Source organism: Dellaglioa sp. CoH-57-MRSF-16 (assembly GCF_056782055.1).
Genome location: NZ_JBXAXZ010000001.1, coordinates 356,431 through 373,327 on the forward strand (window position 1 = coordinate 356,431; position 16,897 = coordinate 373,327).

15 protein-coding genes and 1 pseudogene are annotated in these 16,897 nt (G+C 34.3%); 14 read left to right on the top strand and 2 right to left on the bottom strand.

Annotation, left to right across the window (positions count from 1 at the left end):
• Positions 1-48 precede the first annotated feature (48 nt).
• From AC1RPH_RS01655 to AC1RPH_RS01690, 8 genes are all read left to right on the top strand, one after another.
• The gene (locus AC1RPH_RS01655; RefSeq protein ID WP_481761108.1) at positions 49-1,149 is read left to right on the top strand and encodes an NADH-dependent flavin oxidoreductase; all 1,101 of its coding nucleotides are present in this window, start codon (positions 49-51) and stop codon (positions 1,147-1,149) included.
• 195 nt (positions 1,150-1,344) lie between these two features.
• Positions 1,345-2,457: an aminotransferase gene (locus AC1RPH_RS01660; RefSeq protein WP_481761109.1), complete on the top strand. Its 1,113-nt coding sequence runs from the start codon at positions 1,345-1,347 to the stop codon at positions 2,455-2,457.
• A 262-nt stretch (positions 2,458-2,719) separates the two neighbouring features.
• Entirely contained in the window at positions 2,720-4,282 is a 1,563-nt protein-coding gene (locus tag AC1RPH_RS01665; protein ID WP_481761110.1) for a YfcC family protein, read from the top strand.
• 220 nt (positions 4,283-4,502) lie between these two features.
• Complete coding sequence (gene arcA, locus AC1RPH_RS01670; protein ID WP_409021880.1) at positions 4,503-5,738, top strand: arginine deiminase; 1,236 nt, start codon at positions 4,503-4,505, stop codon at positions 5,736-5,738.
• A gap of 24 nt (positions 5,739-5,762) precedes the next feature.
• Positions 5,763-6,779: an ornithine carbamoyltransferase gene (gene argF, locus AC1RPH_RS01675; protein WP_481761111.1), complete on the top strand. Its 1,017-nt coding sequence runs from the start codon at positions 5,763-5,765 to the stop codon at positions 6,777-6,779.
• A gap of 153 nt (positions 6,780-6,932) precedes the next feature.
• A complete protein-coding gene (gene arcD, locus AC1RPH_RS01680; protein ID WP_481761112.1) occupies positions 6,933-8,357 on the top strand; it encodes an arginine-ornithine antiporter in 1,425 nt (474 codons plus the stop codon).
• A gap of 28 nt (positions 8,358-8,385) precedes the next feature.
• A complete protein-coding gene (gene arcC / locus AC1RPH_RS01685; RefSeq protein ID WP_409021884.1) occupies positions 8,386-9,330 on the top strand; it encodes a carbamate kinase in 945 nt (314 codons plus the stop codon).
• A gap of 127 nt (positions 9,331-9,457) precedes the next feature.
• On the top strand, positions 9,458-10,186 hold the full coding sequence (locus AC1RPH_RS01690) for a Crp/Fnr family transcriptional regulator (RefSeq protein WP_481761113.1): 729 nt from the start codon (positions 9,458-9,460) through the stop codon (positions 10,184-10,186).
• A gap of 62 nt (positions 10,187-10,248) precedes the next feature.
• On the opposite strand, the gene AC1RPH_RS01695 is transcribed toward AC1RPH_RS01690, so the two are convergent.
• A complete protein-coding gene (locus AC1RPH_RS01695) occupies positions 10,249-11,259 on the bottom strand; it encodes a YeiH family protein (RefSeq protein ID WP_481761114.1) in 1,011 nt (336 codons plus the stop codon).
• Positions 11,260-11,343: 84 nt separating this feature from the next.
• Here AC1RPH_RS01695 and AC1RPH_RS01700 point away from each other — a divergent pair, with 84 nt between their 5' ends.
• The 6 genes and pseudogenes from AC1RPH_RS01700 to AC1RPH_RS01725 all read left to right on the top strand — a co-directional run bounded on the left by AC1RPH_RS01700 (position 11,344) and on the right by AC1RPH_RS01725 (position 15,969).
• Complete coding sequence (locus AC1RPH_RS01700) at positions 11,344-12,183, top strand: LysR substrate-binding domain-containing protein (protein WP_481761115.1); 840 nt, start codon at positions 11,344-11,346, stop codon at positions 12,181-12,183.
• 105 nt (positions 12,184-12,288) lie between these two features.
• A pseudogene (locus AC1RPH_RS01705) lies at positions 12,289-13,251 on the top strand (ring-cleaving dioxygenase).
• A gap of 2 nt (positions 13,252-13,253) precedes the next feature.
• A complete protein-coding gene (locus tag AC1RPH_RS01710) occupies positions 13,254-13,886 on the top strand; it encodes an alpha/beta hydrolase (RefSeq protein ID WP_481761116.1) in 633 nt (210 codons plus the stop codon).
• 6 nt (positions 13,887-13,892) lie between these two features.
• Positions 13,893-14,510 (top strand): flavin reductase family protein, encoded by a 618-nt coding sequence (locus AC1RPH_RS01715; protein WP_481761117.1) that lies wholly within the window; start codon positions 13,893-13,895, stop codon positions 14,508-14,510.
• A 151-nt stretch (positions 14,511-14,661) separates the two neighbouring features.
• A complete protein-coding gene (locus tag AC1RPH_RS01720) occupies positions 14,662-15,741 on the top strand; it encodes a lactate oxidase (protein ID WP_481761118.1) in 1,080 nt (359 codons plus the stop codon).
• A gap of 24 nt (positions 15,742-15,765) precedes the next feature.
• On the top strand, positions 15,766-15,969 hold the full coding sequence (locus AC1RPH_RS01725) for a hypothetical protein (protein WP_481761119.1): 204 nt from the start codon (positions 15,766-15,768) through the stop codon (positions 15,967-15,969).
• A gap of 340 nt (positions 15,970-16,309) precedes the next feature.
• Here the strand turns inward: AC1RPH_RS01725 and AC1RPH_RS01730 are convergent, their stop codons facing one another.
• Positions 16,310-16,786: a nucleoside 2-deoxyribosyltransferase gene (locus AC1RPH_RS01730; RefSeq protein ID WP_481761120.1), complete on the bottom strand. Its 477-nt coding sequence runs from the start codon at positions 16,784-16,786 to the stop codon at positions 16,310-16,312.
• Between the last annotated feature and the right edge of the window lie 111 nt (positions 16,787-16,897).

Consider the following 16,897-nt stretch of genomic DNA (forward strand, 5'->3'; position numbering starts at 1 on the left):
TGAAGGTTTATTATAAACCTATATTAGATATAGGAGGAACATTTTATAATGATTAAGCAAATTAACTTACGAAAAAAATTCAATTTAAATGAACAAATAACCCTACAAAATAAACTTGTGATGGCACCTATGACAACATGGGCAAGTAACGATGATCAAACAGTTTCTGAAGCAGAAATTAGTTATTACGAACAACGTGCAAAACAGGTCGGAATGGTTATCACAGGTTCGAGCCATGTACAAGAAAATGGTGTTGGATTTGATCATGAAATTGGTGTTTATGAAGATCGATTTATACCAGGTTTGACGAAGTTAGCCACAGCTATTAAGGCCGGTGGGGCAAAGGCCATCTTACAATTAAATCATGCTGGAAATAAGGCATTACCAGAATTAATTACAAATCATGACGTTGTTAGTGCGAGTCCAGTACCAGCACCAAAAACACCATTTGCTCCAGCACAGACACCTCGAGAATTGGCAGAAGAAGAGCTAATACAAGTTATAAAGGCTTTCGGAACAGCAACTAAACGTGCAATTCAAGCAGGTTTTGATGGTATTGAAATTCACGGTGCCCATGGATTTCTAATTCAAAATTTTCTTTCACCACACTATAATCATCGGACTGATCAGTGGGGCGGATCATTAGAAAATAGATTACGATTTGCTATGGCAGTAGTTGATGAAGTTCAACGAGTGGCTGATGAAAATACGACTAAAGAATTTATTATCGGTTACCGAATTACACTTGAAGAACGTGAAACAGATGGTCTTAAATTAGAAGATACAGAAGCTTTGATAACGAATTTAGTTGCTAAACAGGTGAGTTATTTGCACCTTTCGTTGGGTGATGCGTTAACTGATGGTCCAAAGGGTGGTGAACCCTATATTCAAAGAGTTTCTCAACTAGTTAATCAACGGGTACCAATCGTGGCAGCCGGCTCATTAAATACTTTTGATAGAGCAACGACAGCATTAAAATCGGGATTAGATTTAGTTGCTGTTGGGTCAGCATTAGTTGCAAATCCTAATTTGCTAAATCAAGAAAAATGGCAATTAACGTTATCGATGAGTGATCCTAGTATCCCTAAGTTAATGTTAAAAAAAATCCAAGCGCTGGGTAGCACATTTGGATTTACCTTAGTAGATTAGATAATTTATTAAAAACTGTAATATCTGTTGTTGATGATAGGAAAACCTATTACTGGCAACAGATTTTTTATGTTATAAAATTAAAAGTTCAGATTTGTCATTTTAATATATTTAAACAGACACTGGCTTAATTTTTAATTTCTGTTATTATTTAGGACGTTAAGACAAATAATATAGATTGGAGAATGATAACTTATGGAAATTGCAGGATTTGGCGTTGAAGAGTGGTTAAATGTCTATGAATCTAAAGCTACGTATGATATTGCACAAAGAACGGTTTCATCGATGACAATGAACGAATTATTAAATATTGGTCAAGAAAATGGTCAGGATTTTTATCGTGATTTAGATGCACAAAAGATGAATTATGGTTGGATTGAGGGGTCCCCAGCTTTTAAAGCAGAGGTTAGCAAACTTTATAAAGCGGTTTCGCCGGAACAAGTTTTACAAACTAATGGTGCAACAGGAGCAAATCAACTGGCACTATACGCGTTGATTGAACCTGGTGATCATGTGATTTCTATGTATCCTAGTTATCAGCAACTCTATGATATTCCTAAATCATTAGGAGCTGAAGTCGATTTTTGGAATATTTCTGAAAAAAATCAATGGATGCCTGATTTGGATGAATTACGAGCAATTATTCGACCAGATACTAAAATGATTTGTTTAAATAATGCGAATAACCCAACGGGAACAGTAATTGAAACTAAACTAATGACTGAAATCGTTAAAATTGCAAAAGAAGTCGGCGCATATGTATTAGTTGATGAGGTCTATTTACCTTTAGATGATACAACGGACGTAAGTTCAATTGTTGATTTATATGACAAAGGTATTGCGACGAATAGTTTATCAAAAACCTATTCAACTCCCGGTATTAGAATCGGTTGGACGGTTGCTAGTCCAGCTGTTACAGATATTTTTAGAAAATACCGTGATTATACGATGATTTGTGCAGGTGTATTTAATGACCAAATGGCTGTTCATATTTTAAAAAATAAAGAATTAGTATTGGATAGAAATCGACAAATTGTGAAACGAAATTTAAAAATTTTAAGTGATTGGGTGGAAAATGAGCCAGCAGTTAGCTTAGTAGTGCCAAAATCTGTCTCGACTTCATTTATAAAATTTGAAACAATTGAAGATGATGAACAATTTTGTCAAAAATTATTAAAAGATTATGGGGTTTTATTAGTACCTGGAAGCCGATTTGGTGTGCCAGGACATGCAAGATTAGGTTACTGTGCTAAAGAATCCGTTTTAGTAGAAGGATTAAAACGCTTGTCACAAGCATTACATGAATAAGTTTAGTGCATCAAAGAGAGATAAAAAGTAGATTTACAAGTTACTTTTTATCTCTCTTTTTGTGGAAAGTAAAATTAGATGATAAATCAAAAAGTGTGAGCTGGTTCACACTTTTAATGTAACCGATTTCACACCAGAAACTGTAGACTGTTGATATACTCCAAGCGAAACGACCGGCAGAGGAGGGTGTCATGATAAAAATACAGTAAAAGGATAACGCCGCTATCTATTTGGTATAAAACAATTAAAGGAGGAAATTATAATGGATTCAACGACAACAATGGAAAAGGTACCTAAAAAGAAATTTAAGTTAAAAATGCCCGGCGCTTTTGTTATTTTATTTATATTAACGATTGTTGCAGTTATGGCAACATGGATTATTCCAGCGGGCTCTTACTCTAAATTATCTTATGATCAGGCAAGTACGGAATTAAAAATTACCGATGCGCATGGGAATGTAAAAAAAGTTCCTGCGACACAAAATCAATTGGATAAACTTCATGTCAAAATTGATATTAAACAATTTACATCAGGTGGTATTACGGCAGCAGTATCAATACCTAATACATATCAGCGATTGAAGCAAAATCCGGCAGGACCAGCTGATATCACAAATAGTATGGTTAACGGGACAATTGAAGCCGTAGATATTATGGTCTTTATTTTAGTCCTGGGTGGTTTAATTGGTGTTGTTAAAGTCAGCGGCGCGTTTGAATCAGGTTTAATTGCGCTAACTAAGAAAACCAAAGGTCATGAATTTTTATCAATTTTCTTTGTTTCAATTTTAATGGTTTTAGGCGGAACTCTTTGCGGGATTGAAGAAGAGGCAGTGGCCTTCTATCCAATATTGGTACCAGTATTTATCGCGATGGGCTATGATTCGATAGTCTGCGTGGGGGCAATTTTCTTATCCAGTTCTATTGGGACCACATTCTCTACGATTAATCCGTTCTCAGTTGTTATTGCGTCAAATGCAGCCGGAATTGATTTTACGCAAGGTATGATTTGGCGGATTGTTGGTTTGATTGTCGGGTCTATTTTCTTAATTATTTATTTAGGACGTTATAGTAAAAAGGTTAAGGATGATCCAACAGCTTCAATTACTTATGAAGATAGTAAAGACTTTAATCGATTATGGTCAGTATCTTCAGGTGAAGGTGGTAATAAATCAGTTTTCACTATTCGTAAGAAAATTATTCTATTATTATTTGTTGTGACATTCCCAATCATGGTTTGGGGCGTTATGGCAAAAGGTTGGTGGTTCCCAACGATGGCATCTTCATTCTTGGTATTTGCTATCGCCATTATGTTCTTAACAGGTACAGGTCGAGATGGTCTAGGTGAAAAGGGTGTCATTGATGCTTTTGTCAGTGGTGCATCTAGTTTAGTTGGGGTGTCATTTATTATTGGACTTGCCAGAGGGATAAATATCGTGTTAAATCAAGGATTGATTTCAGATACCATTCTTCAATATGCGTCATCTTTAGTTGTTGGCGTAAGTGGACCAATTTTCATAATTATCATGATGGTTATTTTCTTCTTCCTTGGATTTATCGTACCTTCTTCATCCGGATTAGCCGTTTTAGCAATGCCAATATTTGCGCCATTAGCTGATTCTGCAGATATTCCAAGATTTATTGTCGTTTCTGCTTATCAATTTGGACAGTATGCAATGCTTTTCTTAGCACCAACAGGGTTAGTTATGGCAACACTTCAAATGTTAAATATCAGATATTCGCACTGGGTAAAATTCGTTTGGCCCGTCGTTGTCTTTGTTCTATTATTTGGTGGTGCACTCTTAGTATTACAAGTCTTAATTTATTAAAGTAAGAATTATCATAAAAATAATGTACTTTTAATGTTTCTCATTTAATAATTTTAAAAACACGGTAGTGGAAGCGTTTTATAAATGTAATATACGATATTGAACCGTAAGAATCCTCATAATGAGAAATAGTTCACATTATAGGTGTAAGCGTTTACTAATATAGGCTAATTATTCCTGTTATGCTATGCATGTAATAAATATATGGGAGGTAATCATTATGACAAGTCCAGTACACGTAACATCAGAAATCGGAACTCTTAAAACAGTTTTGTTAAAGAGACCCGGTAAAGAAGTTGAAAACTTAACACCAGATATCATGGGTCGTCTTTTATTTGACGATATTCCATACTTACCTGAAATTCAAAGAGAACATGATTTTTTCGCAAAAACATTGCAAGACAATGGCGTTGAAACAATTTATCTTGAAACATTGGCTGCAGAAGCTTTAGATGCAGGAAATGTAAAAGAAGAATTCTTGGAAAAAATGTTAGATGAATCAGGTTTAGTTTCTAGCACACTCCATGCTGCATTGAAAGAATATTTACTTTCAATGGAAACACAAGATATGGTTGATAAAATTATGGCTGGCGTTAGAACAAATGAAATCGATTACAAGTCAAATGCTTTAGTTGATTTAAGTTCTTCTGAAGACTATCCATTCTTTATGGATCCAATGCCTAACCTTTACTTTACACGTGACCCAGCAGCATCAATGGGTGATGGTTTAACAATTAACCGTATGACATTCGCTGCACGTCGTCGCGAATCATTATTTATGGAATACATTATGGAATACCATCCACGTTTTGCTAATAAAGGCGTAAACGTATGGCGTAGTCGTAACCATCTCGACCGTATGGAAGGTGGAGACGAATTAATTTTAAACGACCACGTTCTTGCAATTGGTATTTCGCAACGTACTTCAGCTCGTTCAATCGAAGAATTAGCACAAGTATTATTTGCAAAACACAGTGGCTTTGATAAGATTCTAGCAATTAAAATCCCTAATAACCGTGCAATGATGCATTTGGATACAGTGTTCACAATGATTGATTACGATAAATTTACAATTCATCCAGGAATCCAAGATAATGGCGGAAACGTTGATACATTTATCTTAGAACCAGGTAAAGATAACCACATTAACATTTCACATCGTACAGACTTACAAAATGTCTTACGTGAAGTCTTAAAAGTACCAGAACTTATCTTAATTCCAGTTGGTAACGGCGATGCAGTAGTTGCACCTCGTGAACAATGGAATGATGGTTCAAATACATTGGCAATCGCTCCTAATACAGTTGTAACTTATAATCGTAACTACGTTTCAAATGAAGTCCTAAGAAGTTATGGAATTAAAGTTATTGAAGTTATTTCAGCCGAATTATCACGAGGTCGTGGTGGTCCACGTTGTATGAGTATGCCTATCGTTCGTGAAGACTTAAAAAAATAAAATTTAAAAAAGGTGGAAATTAATATGTCAAACACAGTCTTTCAAGGTCGCAGTCTTTTAGCAGAAAAAGATTTTACTCCAGAAGAATTAGAATATTTAATCGATTTCTCAATTCATTTAAAAGATTTGAAAAAACGTGGAATCCCTCATAAATATCTTCAAGGTAAGAATATTGCCTTACTTTTTGAAAAAAATTCAACAAGAACACGTGCTGCTTTCACAACAGCATCAGTTGATTTAGGTGCTCATCCTGAATTTCTTGGAAAAAATGATATTCAATTAGGTAAAAAAGAATCAGTTGAAGATACAGCTAAAGTATTAGGTAGTATGTTCGACGGTATTGAATTCCGTGGATTCAGCCAAGATGTTGTTGAAGGATTAGCTAAATTCTCAGGCGTTCCTGTATGGAATGGTTTAACTGATGAATGGCATCCAACACAAATGATTGCTGATTTTATGACTGTTAAAGAAAACTTTGGCAAATTAAAAGGCATCACATTAACATACGTTGGGGATGGCCGTAACAATATGGCTAACAGCCTTTTGGTAACTGGATCAATGTTAGGTGTAAATATTCATATCGTTGCACCTGACTCATTACAACCAACTGAAGAAGTTCAAAAATTTGCTGCTGAATTTGCTAAAAAATCAGGAAGCAAGAACATGATTACTTCAGACGTTGATAAAGGGGTTAAAGGTTCAGATATTCTTTACACAGATGTTTGGGTATCAATGGGTGAAGAAGATAAATTCGAAGAACGTATTAACACATTGAAACCATACCAATTAAACATGGACATGGTTAAAAAGACTGGTAATGAAAATATGATCATCATGCATTGTTTACCAGCATTCCATGGCATTGAAACTGAATATGGTAAAGAAATGTTCGAAAAATATGGTGTTAAAGAAATGGAAATTACTGACGAAGCATTCCGTAGTAAATATGCGCGTCAATTTGAAGAAGCAGAAAACAGAATGCATTCAATCAAAGCAATTATGGCTGCAACTGCAGGAAACTTATTCATTCCACGCGTTTAATAACATTATGATAGTTTGTTTTTAACGGTGAAAGTAACTTAACAGGGAAGTGTCTCTGCAAAAAAATAGGCTGTCATTAGGGGGACTAATCTGGAGCAAGACTTTAGATTAGGTCCCTTTTTATTTTTAATAAAGAAAGTAGGCAGTTAAATTATGGACGAAAAACATACAGTTAAAAAAATTAGTTTAATGGCGCTAGTCGCGTTAGTTATTAGTTCTTCTATTGGTGGTGGGGTCTTCGGACTAACCTCTGATTTAGCCAATGCATCTTCACCCGGTCCTGCTCTAATTGGTTGGGTAATTGTCGGAATTGGTATTTTGATGTTATCTCTTTCATTGAATAACTTATTAAATAAAGAACCAGATTTAGAAGGTATTTTTACTTATGCAGAAAAAGGATTTGGACCATTCGCTGGATTCATCAGTGGTTGGGGTTACTGGTTATCTGCTTGGTTAGGAAACGTTGCATTCGCTACAATCTTGATGAGTGCGGTTGGTTACTTTTTCCCTATCTTTAAATCAGGACAAAATCTACCTTCAATTTTAATTGCAAGTATCCTTTGCTGGGGATTAACATACTTTGTTAATCGCGGTATTGAAGGTGCAGCAGCAATCAATGCGATTGTTACGGTCTGCAAATTAATTCCAATTTTTGTATTTATTGTTGTTGCTATATTCTTATTCAAGATCGATATTTTTACAGCTAACTTCTGGGGCACAATGAGTCATAACTTCGTTGTTGGCGATGTCGCTTCACAAATTAAAAAATGTATGATGGTTATGATGTGGGTCTTTGTAGGTATCGAAGGGGCATCAATGTTGTCTTCTCGTGCAGAAAAGAAATCTGATGCAGGTAAGGCTACAATCATTGGCTTAATTAGTTTATTAGTCGTTTACGTTTTAGCTTCAATGTTACCATACGGTATTTTGACACAAGCACAATTAGCTTCAATTCATCAACCAGCAATGTTATATATTGCTGTTGAAATGGTTGGACCAGTTGGTGGTTACGTTATCGGTATTGGCTTAATTGTTTCAATTTTGGGTGCATGGTTATCATGGACAATGCTTCCAGCAGAAACAATGTTATTAATGGCCAAAAGTAAATTATTACCCGGTTACTTTGGTAAAGTTAATGATAAAAAAGCACCAACTTTTGCTTTAATCGTAACAGGCGGATTAGTACAATTATTCCTTTTCACGCTTTTATTCACAGATAAGGCTTATAATTTTGCTTATTCACTATGTACAGCTTCAATTATTGTTTGTTATATCTTAGTTGCGATGTATCAAGTTAAATACTCAATTCAACATATTGATGAAAAAGGCAATAAAGCACAATTAGTATATGGTTTAATTGCGCTATTATTCCAAGTTGCCGGGATTATTATGGCCGGTATCAGTTATTTATTACTCTGTTTAATCGCTTACATTCCAGGGATTTACTTCTATGGGAAAGCAAGAGTAGCACAAGGTGAAAAATTCTTATCAAAAGGCGAAATAGGTATAACCCTGGTTATAATTATTGGTGCTTGCATTGGTATTTGGTTAATTGCTTCAGGAAAAATGGTTGTTTAATAAATAAAAAAATGAGGAGTCGATTAATATGTCAAGAAAAATTGTTATTGCTTTAGGTGGAAATGCTATTTTATCAAAGGATGCTAGTGCTGAGGCACAACAAAAAGCATTGCGAGAAACAGCTGAATATCTTGTTAAATTTGTTGAAAAAGGGGATAAATTAATTATCTCTCATGGTAATGGTCCACAAGTTGGGAACTTATTACTTCAACAAGCAGCTGCAGTTTCTGAAAAGAACCCAGCCTTACCATTAGATACTTGTGTTGCAATGACACAAGGAAGTATTGGTTATTGGATGCAAAATGCATTGGATAATGCATTGGTTGAAAAAGGAATCAATAAAGAAGTTGCAACTATTGTGACACAAGTTATCGTTGATCAAAATGATGCTGCATTTAGTAACCCAACTAAACCAGTTGGTCCATTCTATTCAGAAACAGCTGCTAAAGCAGAAATGGCTGCACATGAAGAGATGACATTTGTTGAAGATGCTGGTCGTGGATGGCGTCGTGTTGTTCCTTCACCACGTCCAACTGGGATTAAAGAATACAAAACAATCGATCAATTAACAGAAAATGGTGTTATTTCAATTTCTGTTGGTGGCGGTGGTGTTCCTGTTGTTGAAGAAAACGGTAAATTACATGGCGTAGAAGCTGTTATTGATAAAGATTTCGCTTCAGAAAAATTAGCTGAATTGGTAGATGCTGATTTACTTATTATTTTGACGAGTGTTGATAATGTTTATGTTAACTTCAATAAACCTAATCAAGAAAAATTAGAACAGGTAACTGTTTCTGAATTAAAAGAATATATCAAAGAAGATCAATTCGCTAAAGGTAGTATGTTACCTAAGATTGAAGCTGCGATTGAATTCGTTGAAGCAAGTAAAAAGGGTCGCGCAATTGTGACATCTTTAGAAAACATCAGTCAATTATTAGATAATGATGCTGGGACAGTTATCGTAAAAGGTTAATAAAAAGCGATAGTTAAGCTGAACTAGCTAACAAAGTTGTAAGGTAAATTGTGGCCAAGGAATATCCATGTTAAAATGATAAAGGAGAGAGTTTAGGGAGTTAGTAATTAGTGGAGGGGATCAAACAATGCAAAAAATTAAAGCAGTACCCCAATATATGCAGTATTTAAGAAAATTATCAGATTTTGAAGCACTTACTGATGAAGAAGCCAATTTACTAATGAACAACATGAGTATCAAATCGTTCCAAAAAGGTCAGGTTCTTTTTGACGAAAATGATCAACGTACACGTTTTTATTTTTTAATAGAAGGCGTAATACGGGTTGAACGATTTGATATTGATGGCGACTTTGGATTTTATTCATATATCAAAAATGACTTAGGATTTCCGTATCGAGGCTTACTAAGTGATAAAAATTACCCTTATTTAGCGAGAGCCATGACGGATATACAAATCGTCTATTTCCCAATGGCCTTAGTTGAACGGATATTGAAGCAAAATATTCTGATGGCTACTCGATCAATAAGGGAGATGTCAACAATTCTAAGCGCTACAGAGAATCAAGTGCAAAGAATGGTAACGTCTAGTGCTCATGATCGAATTGTACAAGCTATCAATATTTTAGCAGAACAATTAGGTGCTGATTTCACAGAAAAGCATGTCGTTATTCCTTATCGTGTCACGATTAAAGAGCTAGCGTTAGTTAGCGGGACTACTCGTGAAACAGCCGGACATGTGATTAAGTGCTTGGCTAAAAATAAGGAAATCATTTTTGAACGGCAGCAATTAACATTGTTGGAAGGTTGGTTTGCTGATCAGAGTTTTGACCGGCAAGAACGCATCTTTAAATTATAATCTGAATAAAAAAATGATCATATGACTTTGGCATATTATGGCCAGGTCATATGATTATTTTTTTAAAATAAAATTGTAATTAAACCGATTGCTAATACTACTTGAACAAGCATAATACCACCAGCATAAAGTAATAAACGCTTGCCTTGACTAAATAGTGATTTTAAATTTAACCGAAGGCCAATAGCAGCTAAGGCGATTATTTCACACCATGTACTTAGAAAATGTGCAGTTTCACCAATTCGTGAAGGTAAAAAATGTAAACTATTAAGGACACAAAGTGTTAAAAATCCAATAACATACCAAGGAACTAAAGTTGATTTTTTTGTTGTTACTTGTGACGCTTTTTGGGTAGGTTGATTCTTGCTGTGTAAATAGCTAAAAATAGTAATAACAAATACTAAACAAATAATTCTTAATATTTTGAACAATGTAGCAGTTACGATGACATCCTGATTTAGCATAGTTGCACTTGCAACTACTTGCCCAACAGATTGCACAGTTCCACCAATTAAGACACCTCTGAAAACATTGTTACCACCCCAGAGGAGGGTTCCAATAATAGGTAATGTTAACATTAAAATGGTTCCCATTAGATTAACTAACGTAATTGAAATTCCAGTTTCTTCATTATCAGCATCAATAACTGGGGCAATTGCACCAATGGCTGATGAACCACAGACAGCATTTCCACCGGCCATTAATAAGTAAGTACCTTCACCAAAGGCTAATTTTTTACCTAGCCAAATTGCAAAAATAATTGTGATACTCATTTGAAGAAAAGTAAAAAGTAAGCCATTTAAACCAATTTCTTTAATACTTTGAAATGTGATAGTCGCACCTAACAAAAGAACTGAGTATTCTAATAAACGTTTCTCAGAAAATTTAGTTCCGGCCGTTAGTGTGGGTTGATGTAGAACAGTATTACCTAAAATGATTCCAATGAATAAAGCAATAGTTGCACCACCTAACATGGGCAACCAAAGTTTAGCAATAAAATAGCTGGCAAGCCCAATTAGTAAGGCAACGATAAATCCTGGTAGTAAGTTAGTTATTTTTTTCAATATGATCATCCTCTCTAAACAATACTTTAACTATAGCTGATTTCTTTTAATTAATAAAATAAATCTTTATAATAAGTACTATTAATAAAACGAATGGAAGTGGTTAATATTTTTAAAAATTTAGAAATTTTTAAATCAGTTTATGAAACAAGGAACTTTACTACTAGTGCGCAACTACTATTTTTATCACAACCAACGATTTCAGTTCAAATTAAGCAATTGGAAGAAACATTAGGTGTTATGTTATTTGAAAGAAATGGCCGACAACAAATTGTACCTACCGAGAGTGGAACGCTACTTTACCAGCAAACACAGCAATTACTAGATTTATGGCAGCAAGATTTATTTGCCTTAAAACATCAAAAAACTGATCAGAAAATTGCCTGTAAAATAGCTGCCTCACACACCACTGCAGCATACTTACTACCTGACCTGTTACGCAAAAATAAGGAATCTCTAAAACGATTAGAATTAGAAGTTAGCGTTCTTAATTCATCACAAATTATGGAACAATTAAAGCAACATAAGTTAGATTTTGGATTTATTGAAAAACCGTTGACTGAGAAGAATATTAAACGTTACTCGTTGACGACTGATCAATTAGTTTGGGCTGGTAATGAGGATGAGCCGTGGTTACTTAGAGAACATGGATCAGGTGTTTATCATTATTCAATTAACTACTTAAAAGCAAATAATTTAACGTTAGAGCACTTCATGACGATTAAAAGTAATTCATTAATTATTCAATTGCTCAGACAAGGTATAGGGCAATCAATTGTTTCACAGACTGCACTGACTGATTACCCAGAGATACCAGTCAAAGTACTATCAAAACAGTATCAGCGTGAATTCTACCTTGTTGGAAGAAACGAACTACCAAAGCCAATTCAAGAATTTGTAACTTGTTTAATAAATGAATCTTCTAAAGTATAGATTAAGGTTATCAGACTTAAGTATAAAATAATTAGGTTAAATAAATTGCTTACTTTTAGTAAGTGTGATAATTTAAGTTTATTAAATAAATTGGGGGTATCAATCATGAACACTAAATTATTAGGATTACATCATATTACAGCTATTACTTCAAGTTCACCAAAAATGTTTCATTTTATGACAGAAATATTAGGATTACATTTAATTAAAAAAACAGTAAATCAAGATGATGTTAGAACCTATCATCTATACTTTACGGATGATATGGGATCGGCAGGAACCGATATTACCTTTTTTGATTTTCCGGGTTTATTTCAAGGCACAAAAGGAAAAAATGGTATTTCGAGAATTGGATTTAGAGTTCCTAGCGATGATGCCCTAGATTTTTGGGCAGAACGATTTGACGATTATGATATTAAACATGATGAAATTGAAATGAATTTTGGCAGTAAAACAATGAATTTTTATGATTTTGATCATGAGCAATATCAATTAATTTCTGACGAACGTAATCATGGTGTGGAAGCTGGGACACCTTAATTATATAGTCCGGTTCCCAAGATGTTCGCAATTAATGGGTTAGGAACAACAATTATTACAGTGGATTATCCAGAACGTATGGATATTGTGTTAAGACAATTATTGGGATTTGATAAAATTGCCACAGAAAATCAACGTACATTATATGAATTGAACGATGGTGGACATGGCGCACAAATTATTATCGAAGAAGACCAAGATTTACCGAATGAGATTCAAGCATATGGAACAGTTCATCATATTGCTTTCAGGACAGAAGATGAAGAGTCATTAAACTATTGGATTGAACAAATACAAAGAGTTGGTATTCGTGATTCAGGTTTTGTTGACCGATTCTATTTTAAATCAGAGTATTTCCGTCCTGGTGAAGGTGTATTATTTGAAATTGCAACGGATGGTCCTGGATTCTTGCAAGATGAAACATATGAAGAAGCTGGTATTCACCTAGAGTTACCACCATTTTTAGAAGACCAACGTGCAGATATTGAAGCTCACTTAGTTAATTTCAATTCAGACAAGAAGTTATAGATATGGCAGAAGCAATTACATCTTATAAAGCTGGTAGGGTTGGCAATGCGACAATCTTAATGTTGCATGGAACTGGTGGAACGGAATCAGATTTACTATCAATTGCAGATTTTTTGGCTCCAGATAGTCCTAAAATTGGCATTCGTGGACGGTTAATAGAGAATGGTTTAACACGCTATTTTGCACATTTACCGGATGGTGATTTCGATTTAAATAGTTTATCTGTAGAGACAAATTGGTTAATGACTGTAATTAATGAGTTAGCTGTGAAGTACGCTTTTGATCCAGAAAAATTAATTGTCCTAGGTTATTCTAATGGGGCTAACGTTGCCTTCCATTCATTATTAACGGAACAGGCACTATTTAAAACAGCTGTTTTACTACATCCTATGGTGTTATCGGAAAATATTAAAGCGACTGTCGACTTAAGTGATATTAAAATTTGGGGTTCATATGGATTTTTAGATCCAATTGTTTCAAAATCAAATTTTGATGAACTAAAGAAGTTTTGTCGAGAATTTAATATTGAATTTACCAGTTTTGAGGCTGAACAATCACATCAAATTTCAGAATTAGAATTACGGAATGCTAAACAATGGTTAGATAAGACCAATAGATTAAAAATTGAGGAATAATATAAGATGATTTCATTTAATAGTAACGAATTATCGGCTAAAAATCAGTACAAATTAATGTCTGGTACATTAATTCCGAGACCCATAGCATGGGTTACTACTGTAAATGAGACGGGACTAATTAATTTAGCTCCGTTTAGTTTTTTTAGTGTTGTATCGGATACGTTGCCATTAATGTCGATATCAATTAATCGACGTAGAAATGGTGAAATGAAACACACCGCGGCTAATTTAGTTAGTTCGAAACAGGCTGTGGTCCAATTACCAACACGTGAATTAATGGAATTTGTTAATCAGAGCGCTGCTAGTTTTGGACTAGACGAGAGTGAAGTTTCCGAATTGAAATTAACAACGGTTCCTAGTAATAAGGTATTGGTGCCAGGGATTGATGGTGTTAAAGCGAGGTTTGAAGTTATATTGAACCAGTATGTTCCTATTATGGATGATGGTAAGATTATTACGGATTTATTTATTCTTGAAGTGGTTTGTTTTCACATAGAAGATGATGTTTTGGATAAAGAAAAAATGTATATTAATGCTAAAAAATTAGATCCAGTGGCGAGGCTGGCTGGACCAGAATACGCTAACTTAGGAGAGCAATATAAATTAATTCGACCAAAATAGTTAATATCAAATTAGTAATTCTTTGATTAGCCATTGTTGTATGGATTGAATAATTATATAGCCGTTATTGACATATAGTAAGTGTTATTGATGACAGTATTTATTATTAAGGGCTACACTACAAGTATAAATAGTATAGGGGGATACAATTATGGGATATCAAGCAAGTCAAGAAGAACATTCGATTGAAATCACCAATGTTCAATCATTAGAAAAATTAGTGGAAGCACGTATGGAAAAGGGTGCATTTGGGTATATTGCTGGTGGAGCTGAGGATGAATGGACGTTACGCGAAAATACAAGTGCATTTAATCATAAGCAAATTTCACCTCGAGTTTTACAAAATATCGAAAATCCGGATTTATCAACAACATTTATGGGTATTGATTTACAAATGCCAATGATAGCAGCTCCAGTTGCGGCACAGGGGCTAGCCCATGAACAAGGTGAAATTGATACTGCTAAGGGGATGGCCGCAGTTGGTTCAATTATGTCGCTTAGTACGTATTCAAATAAAACGATTTCAGAAACATATAATGGAGGAACTGGTGGACCTCAATTTTTCCAATTGTATATGAGTAAAGATGATAAATTTAATCATTTTTTATTAGATCAAGCCAAAGAAGTGGGGATGAAGGCTATCATATTAACAGCTGATTCAACACTAGGTGGTAATCGTGAAGCTGATAGTATTAATAAATTTATCTTCCCTCAACCAATGGCTAATTTAGCTGAATATGGTGAAGGTGAAGGACAAGGAATCGCAGCTATTTATGCTAATGCTAAACAAACATTGAGTTTAGCAGATATTAAGAGTATTTCTGATTATACTGACTTACCCGTTTTCGTTAAAGGTATTCAATCACCATTGGATGTTGATGCTATTATTGAAGCTGGAGCTAAAGGTATTTGGGTTTCAAATCATGGCGGTCGGCAACTAGATGGCGGACCTGCATCGTTTGATGTTCTTGAGTTAATTGCTAAGAAGGTCAATAAACGAGTGCCAATTGTCTTTGATAGTGGCGTTCGTCGTGGTTCACATATATTTAAAGCGCTTGCTAGTGGGGCGGATGTCGTTGCCATTGGCCGTCCAATGGTTTATGGGCTTCATTTGGGTGGTGCGAAAGGCGTTCAATCAGTCTTTGAACATTTAGCTAAGGAATTAACAATTGATATGCAATTAGCTGGAACAAAAACGGTTGATGATATAAAAAAAACGGAACTTATTTAAAGAAAACAATAAGGGGATACAATTATGCTAGTTATTAATTACATTCATGGAGAAGAATTACAAGCAACTTACAAAACAGCTGCTGCTTTTGTTGCGATGATGGAATTAGAAGTACCCGAATTTGAAGATTATTATGAAATTACTAAAGTGACAGAAGCTGGTAAAGAAATCGAATTATCGGATAAAACAATGGGCGGTTTATTTAACTTATTATTAGCACGAGGATAATTTTTATTGATGAAAACGGTTCATTGTTAACTATTGTTAAATAGTAACAATGATGTTAGGCATTTAAATAGTATTTAAGATACTAAAGTATGACCCAATTATATTTCTATTGGGTCATACTTTTTAATTTATAAGAAATACGTTTGTTATTGAACTAGCAAACATAATAAGTCGTTAGTTAATAAGTTCTTTCATATTATTAACTGTTTGGTGCTTCAATTTGTGAGAGAAAAAAATACAGTACTAGAAATATAAAAATAATATCTGTTACTGTATTTAAATCCGATTTAAAAGATTTATAGCATAGAGTATTTTTGTTTCACGTGAAACATTGGATCAATTAAAAAATTGATAAATCAACATACTTATTTTGTAAAACCTTAAAATCGTAGGTTGCTAAATTTTGGATATCTTCTAAACCATCAAACATTGCTGTATAACTTCCAGCAAGCATTAGATTTAAGGGAATACCTTTATTTTGGCGAACTAAAATAACAGGTTTGCGATTGGCATGAGCATAACCACATTCCCAAACAGTACCTGAGTCAGCTTCATCATTGTTTTCTTCCAATTGATAATCAAGAACTGCAACAACGATATCTGCTTGATCAATTTGGCGAATATCATTTTGGAAGGTAGCTGTTTGCCATTCAAATGTGCCGAAGTCCGCATCTGGATATTGAACGTTTCCTGGAAGATGAATTGCATCTGCGTTAATTGTTGGATTTTTACTTAGGAGATCGGCTACCAAATCTAATCGTTCTTTTTGTTCTGGAGTGAAAAAGGGTCCTGCAAGATAAACGCGTTTTTTTGTCATTGTAAACTCCTTTTATATTAATAATGTAAGTATACTAATAATTAAAAAATAAATCAATTAATAATTCGGCTATTAATCTTTTAATGATAAATAAACATAATATTCCATAAA

Excerpts from the sequence above, each read along its gene's own strand:
- AC1RPH_RS01655 (WP_481761108.1), top strand. The coding sequence starts at position 49 with ATGATTAAGCAAATTAACTTACGAAAAAAATTCAATTTAAATGAACAA.
- AC1RPH_RS01660 (WP_481761109.1), top strand. The coding sequence starts at position 1,345 with ATGGAAATTGCAGGATTTGGCGTTGAAGAGTGGTTAAATGTCTATGAA.
- AC1RPH_RS01665 (WP_481761110.1), top strand. The coding sequence starts at position 2,720 with ATGGATTCAACGACAACAATGGAAAAGGTACCTAAAAAGAAATTTAAG.
- arcA (WP_409021880.1), top strand. The coding sequence starts at position 4,503 with ATGACAAGTCCAGTACACGTAACATCAGAAATCGGAACTCTTAAAACA.
- argF (WP_481761111.1), top strand. The coding sequence starts at position 5,763 with ATGTCAAACACAGTCTTTCAAGGTCGCAGTCTTTTAGCAGAAAAAGAT.
- arcD (WP_481761112.1), top strand. The coding sequence starts at position 6,933 with ATGGACGAAAAACATACAGTTAAAAAAATTAGTTTAATGGCGCTAGTC.
- arcC (WP_409021884.1), top strand. The coding sequence starts at position 8,386 with ATGTCAAGAAAAATTGTTATTGCTTTAGGTGGAAATGCTATTTTATCA.
- AC1RPH_RS01690 (WP_481761113.1), top strand. The coding sequence starts at position 9,458 with ATGCAAAAAATTAAAGCAGTACCCCAATATATGCAGTATTTAAGAAAA.
- AC1RPH_RS01695 (WP_481761114.1), bottom strand. The coding sequence starts at position 11,259 with ATGATCATATTGAAAAAAATAACTAACTTACTACCAGGATTTATCGTT.
- AC1RPH_RS01700 (WP_481761115.1), top strand. The coding sequence starts at position 11,344 with ATGGAAGTGGTTAATATTTTTAAAAATTTAGAAATTTTTAAATCAGTT.
- AC1RPH_RS01710 (WP_481761116.1), top strand. The coding sequence starts at position 13,254 with ATGGCAGAAGCAATTACATCTTATAAAGCTGGTAGGGTTGGCAATGCG.
- AC1RPH_RS01715 (WP_481761117.1), top strand. The coding sequence starts at position 13,893 with ATGATTTCATTTAATAGTAACGAATTATCGGCTAAAAATCAGTACAAA.
- AC1RPH_RS01720 (WP_481761118.1), top strand. The coding sequence starts at position 14,662 with ATGGGATATCAAGCAAGTCAAGAAGAACATTCGATTGAAATCACCAAT.
- AC1RPH_RS01725 (WP_481761119.1), top strand. The coding sequence starts at position 15,766 with ATGCTAGTTATTAATTACATTCATGGAGAAGAATTACAAGCAACTTAC.
- AC1RPH_RS01730 (WP_481761120.1), bottom strand. The coding sequence starts at position 16,786 with ATGACAAAAAAACGCGTTTATCTTGCAGGACCCTTTTTCACTCCAGAA.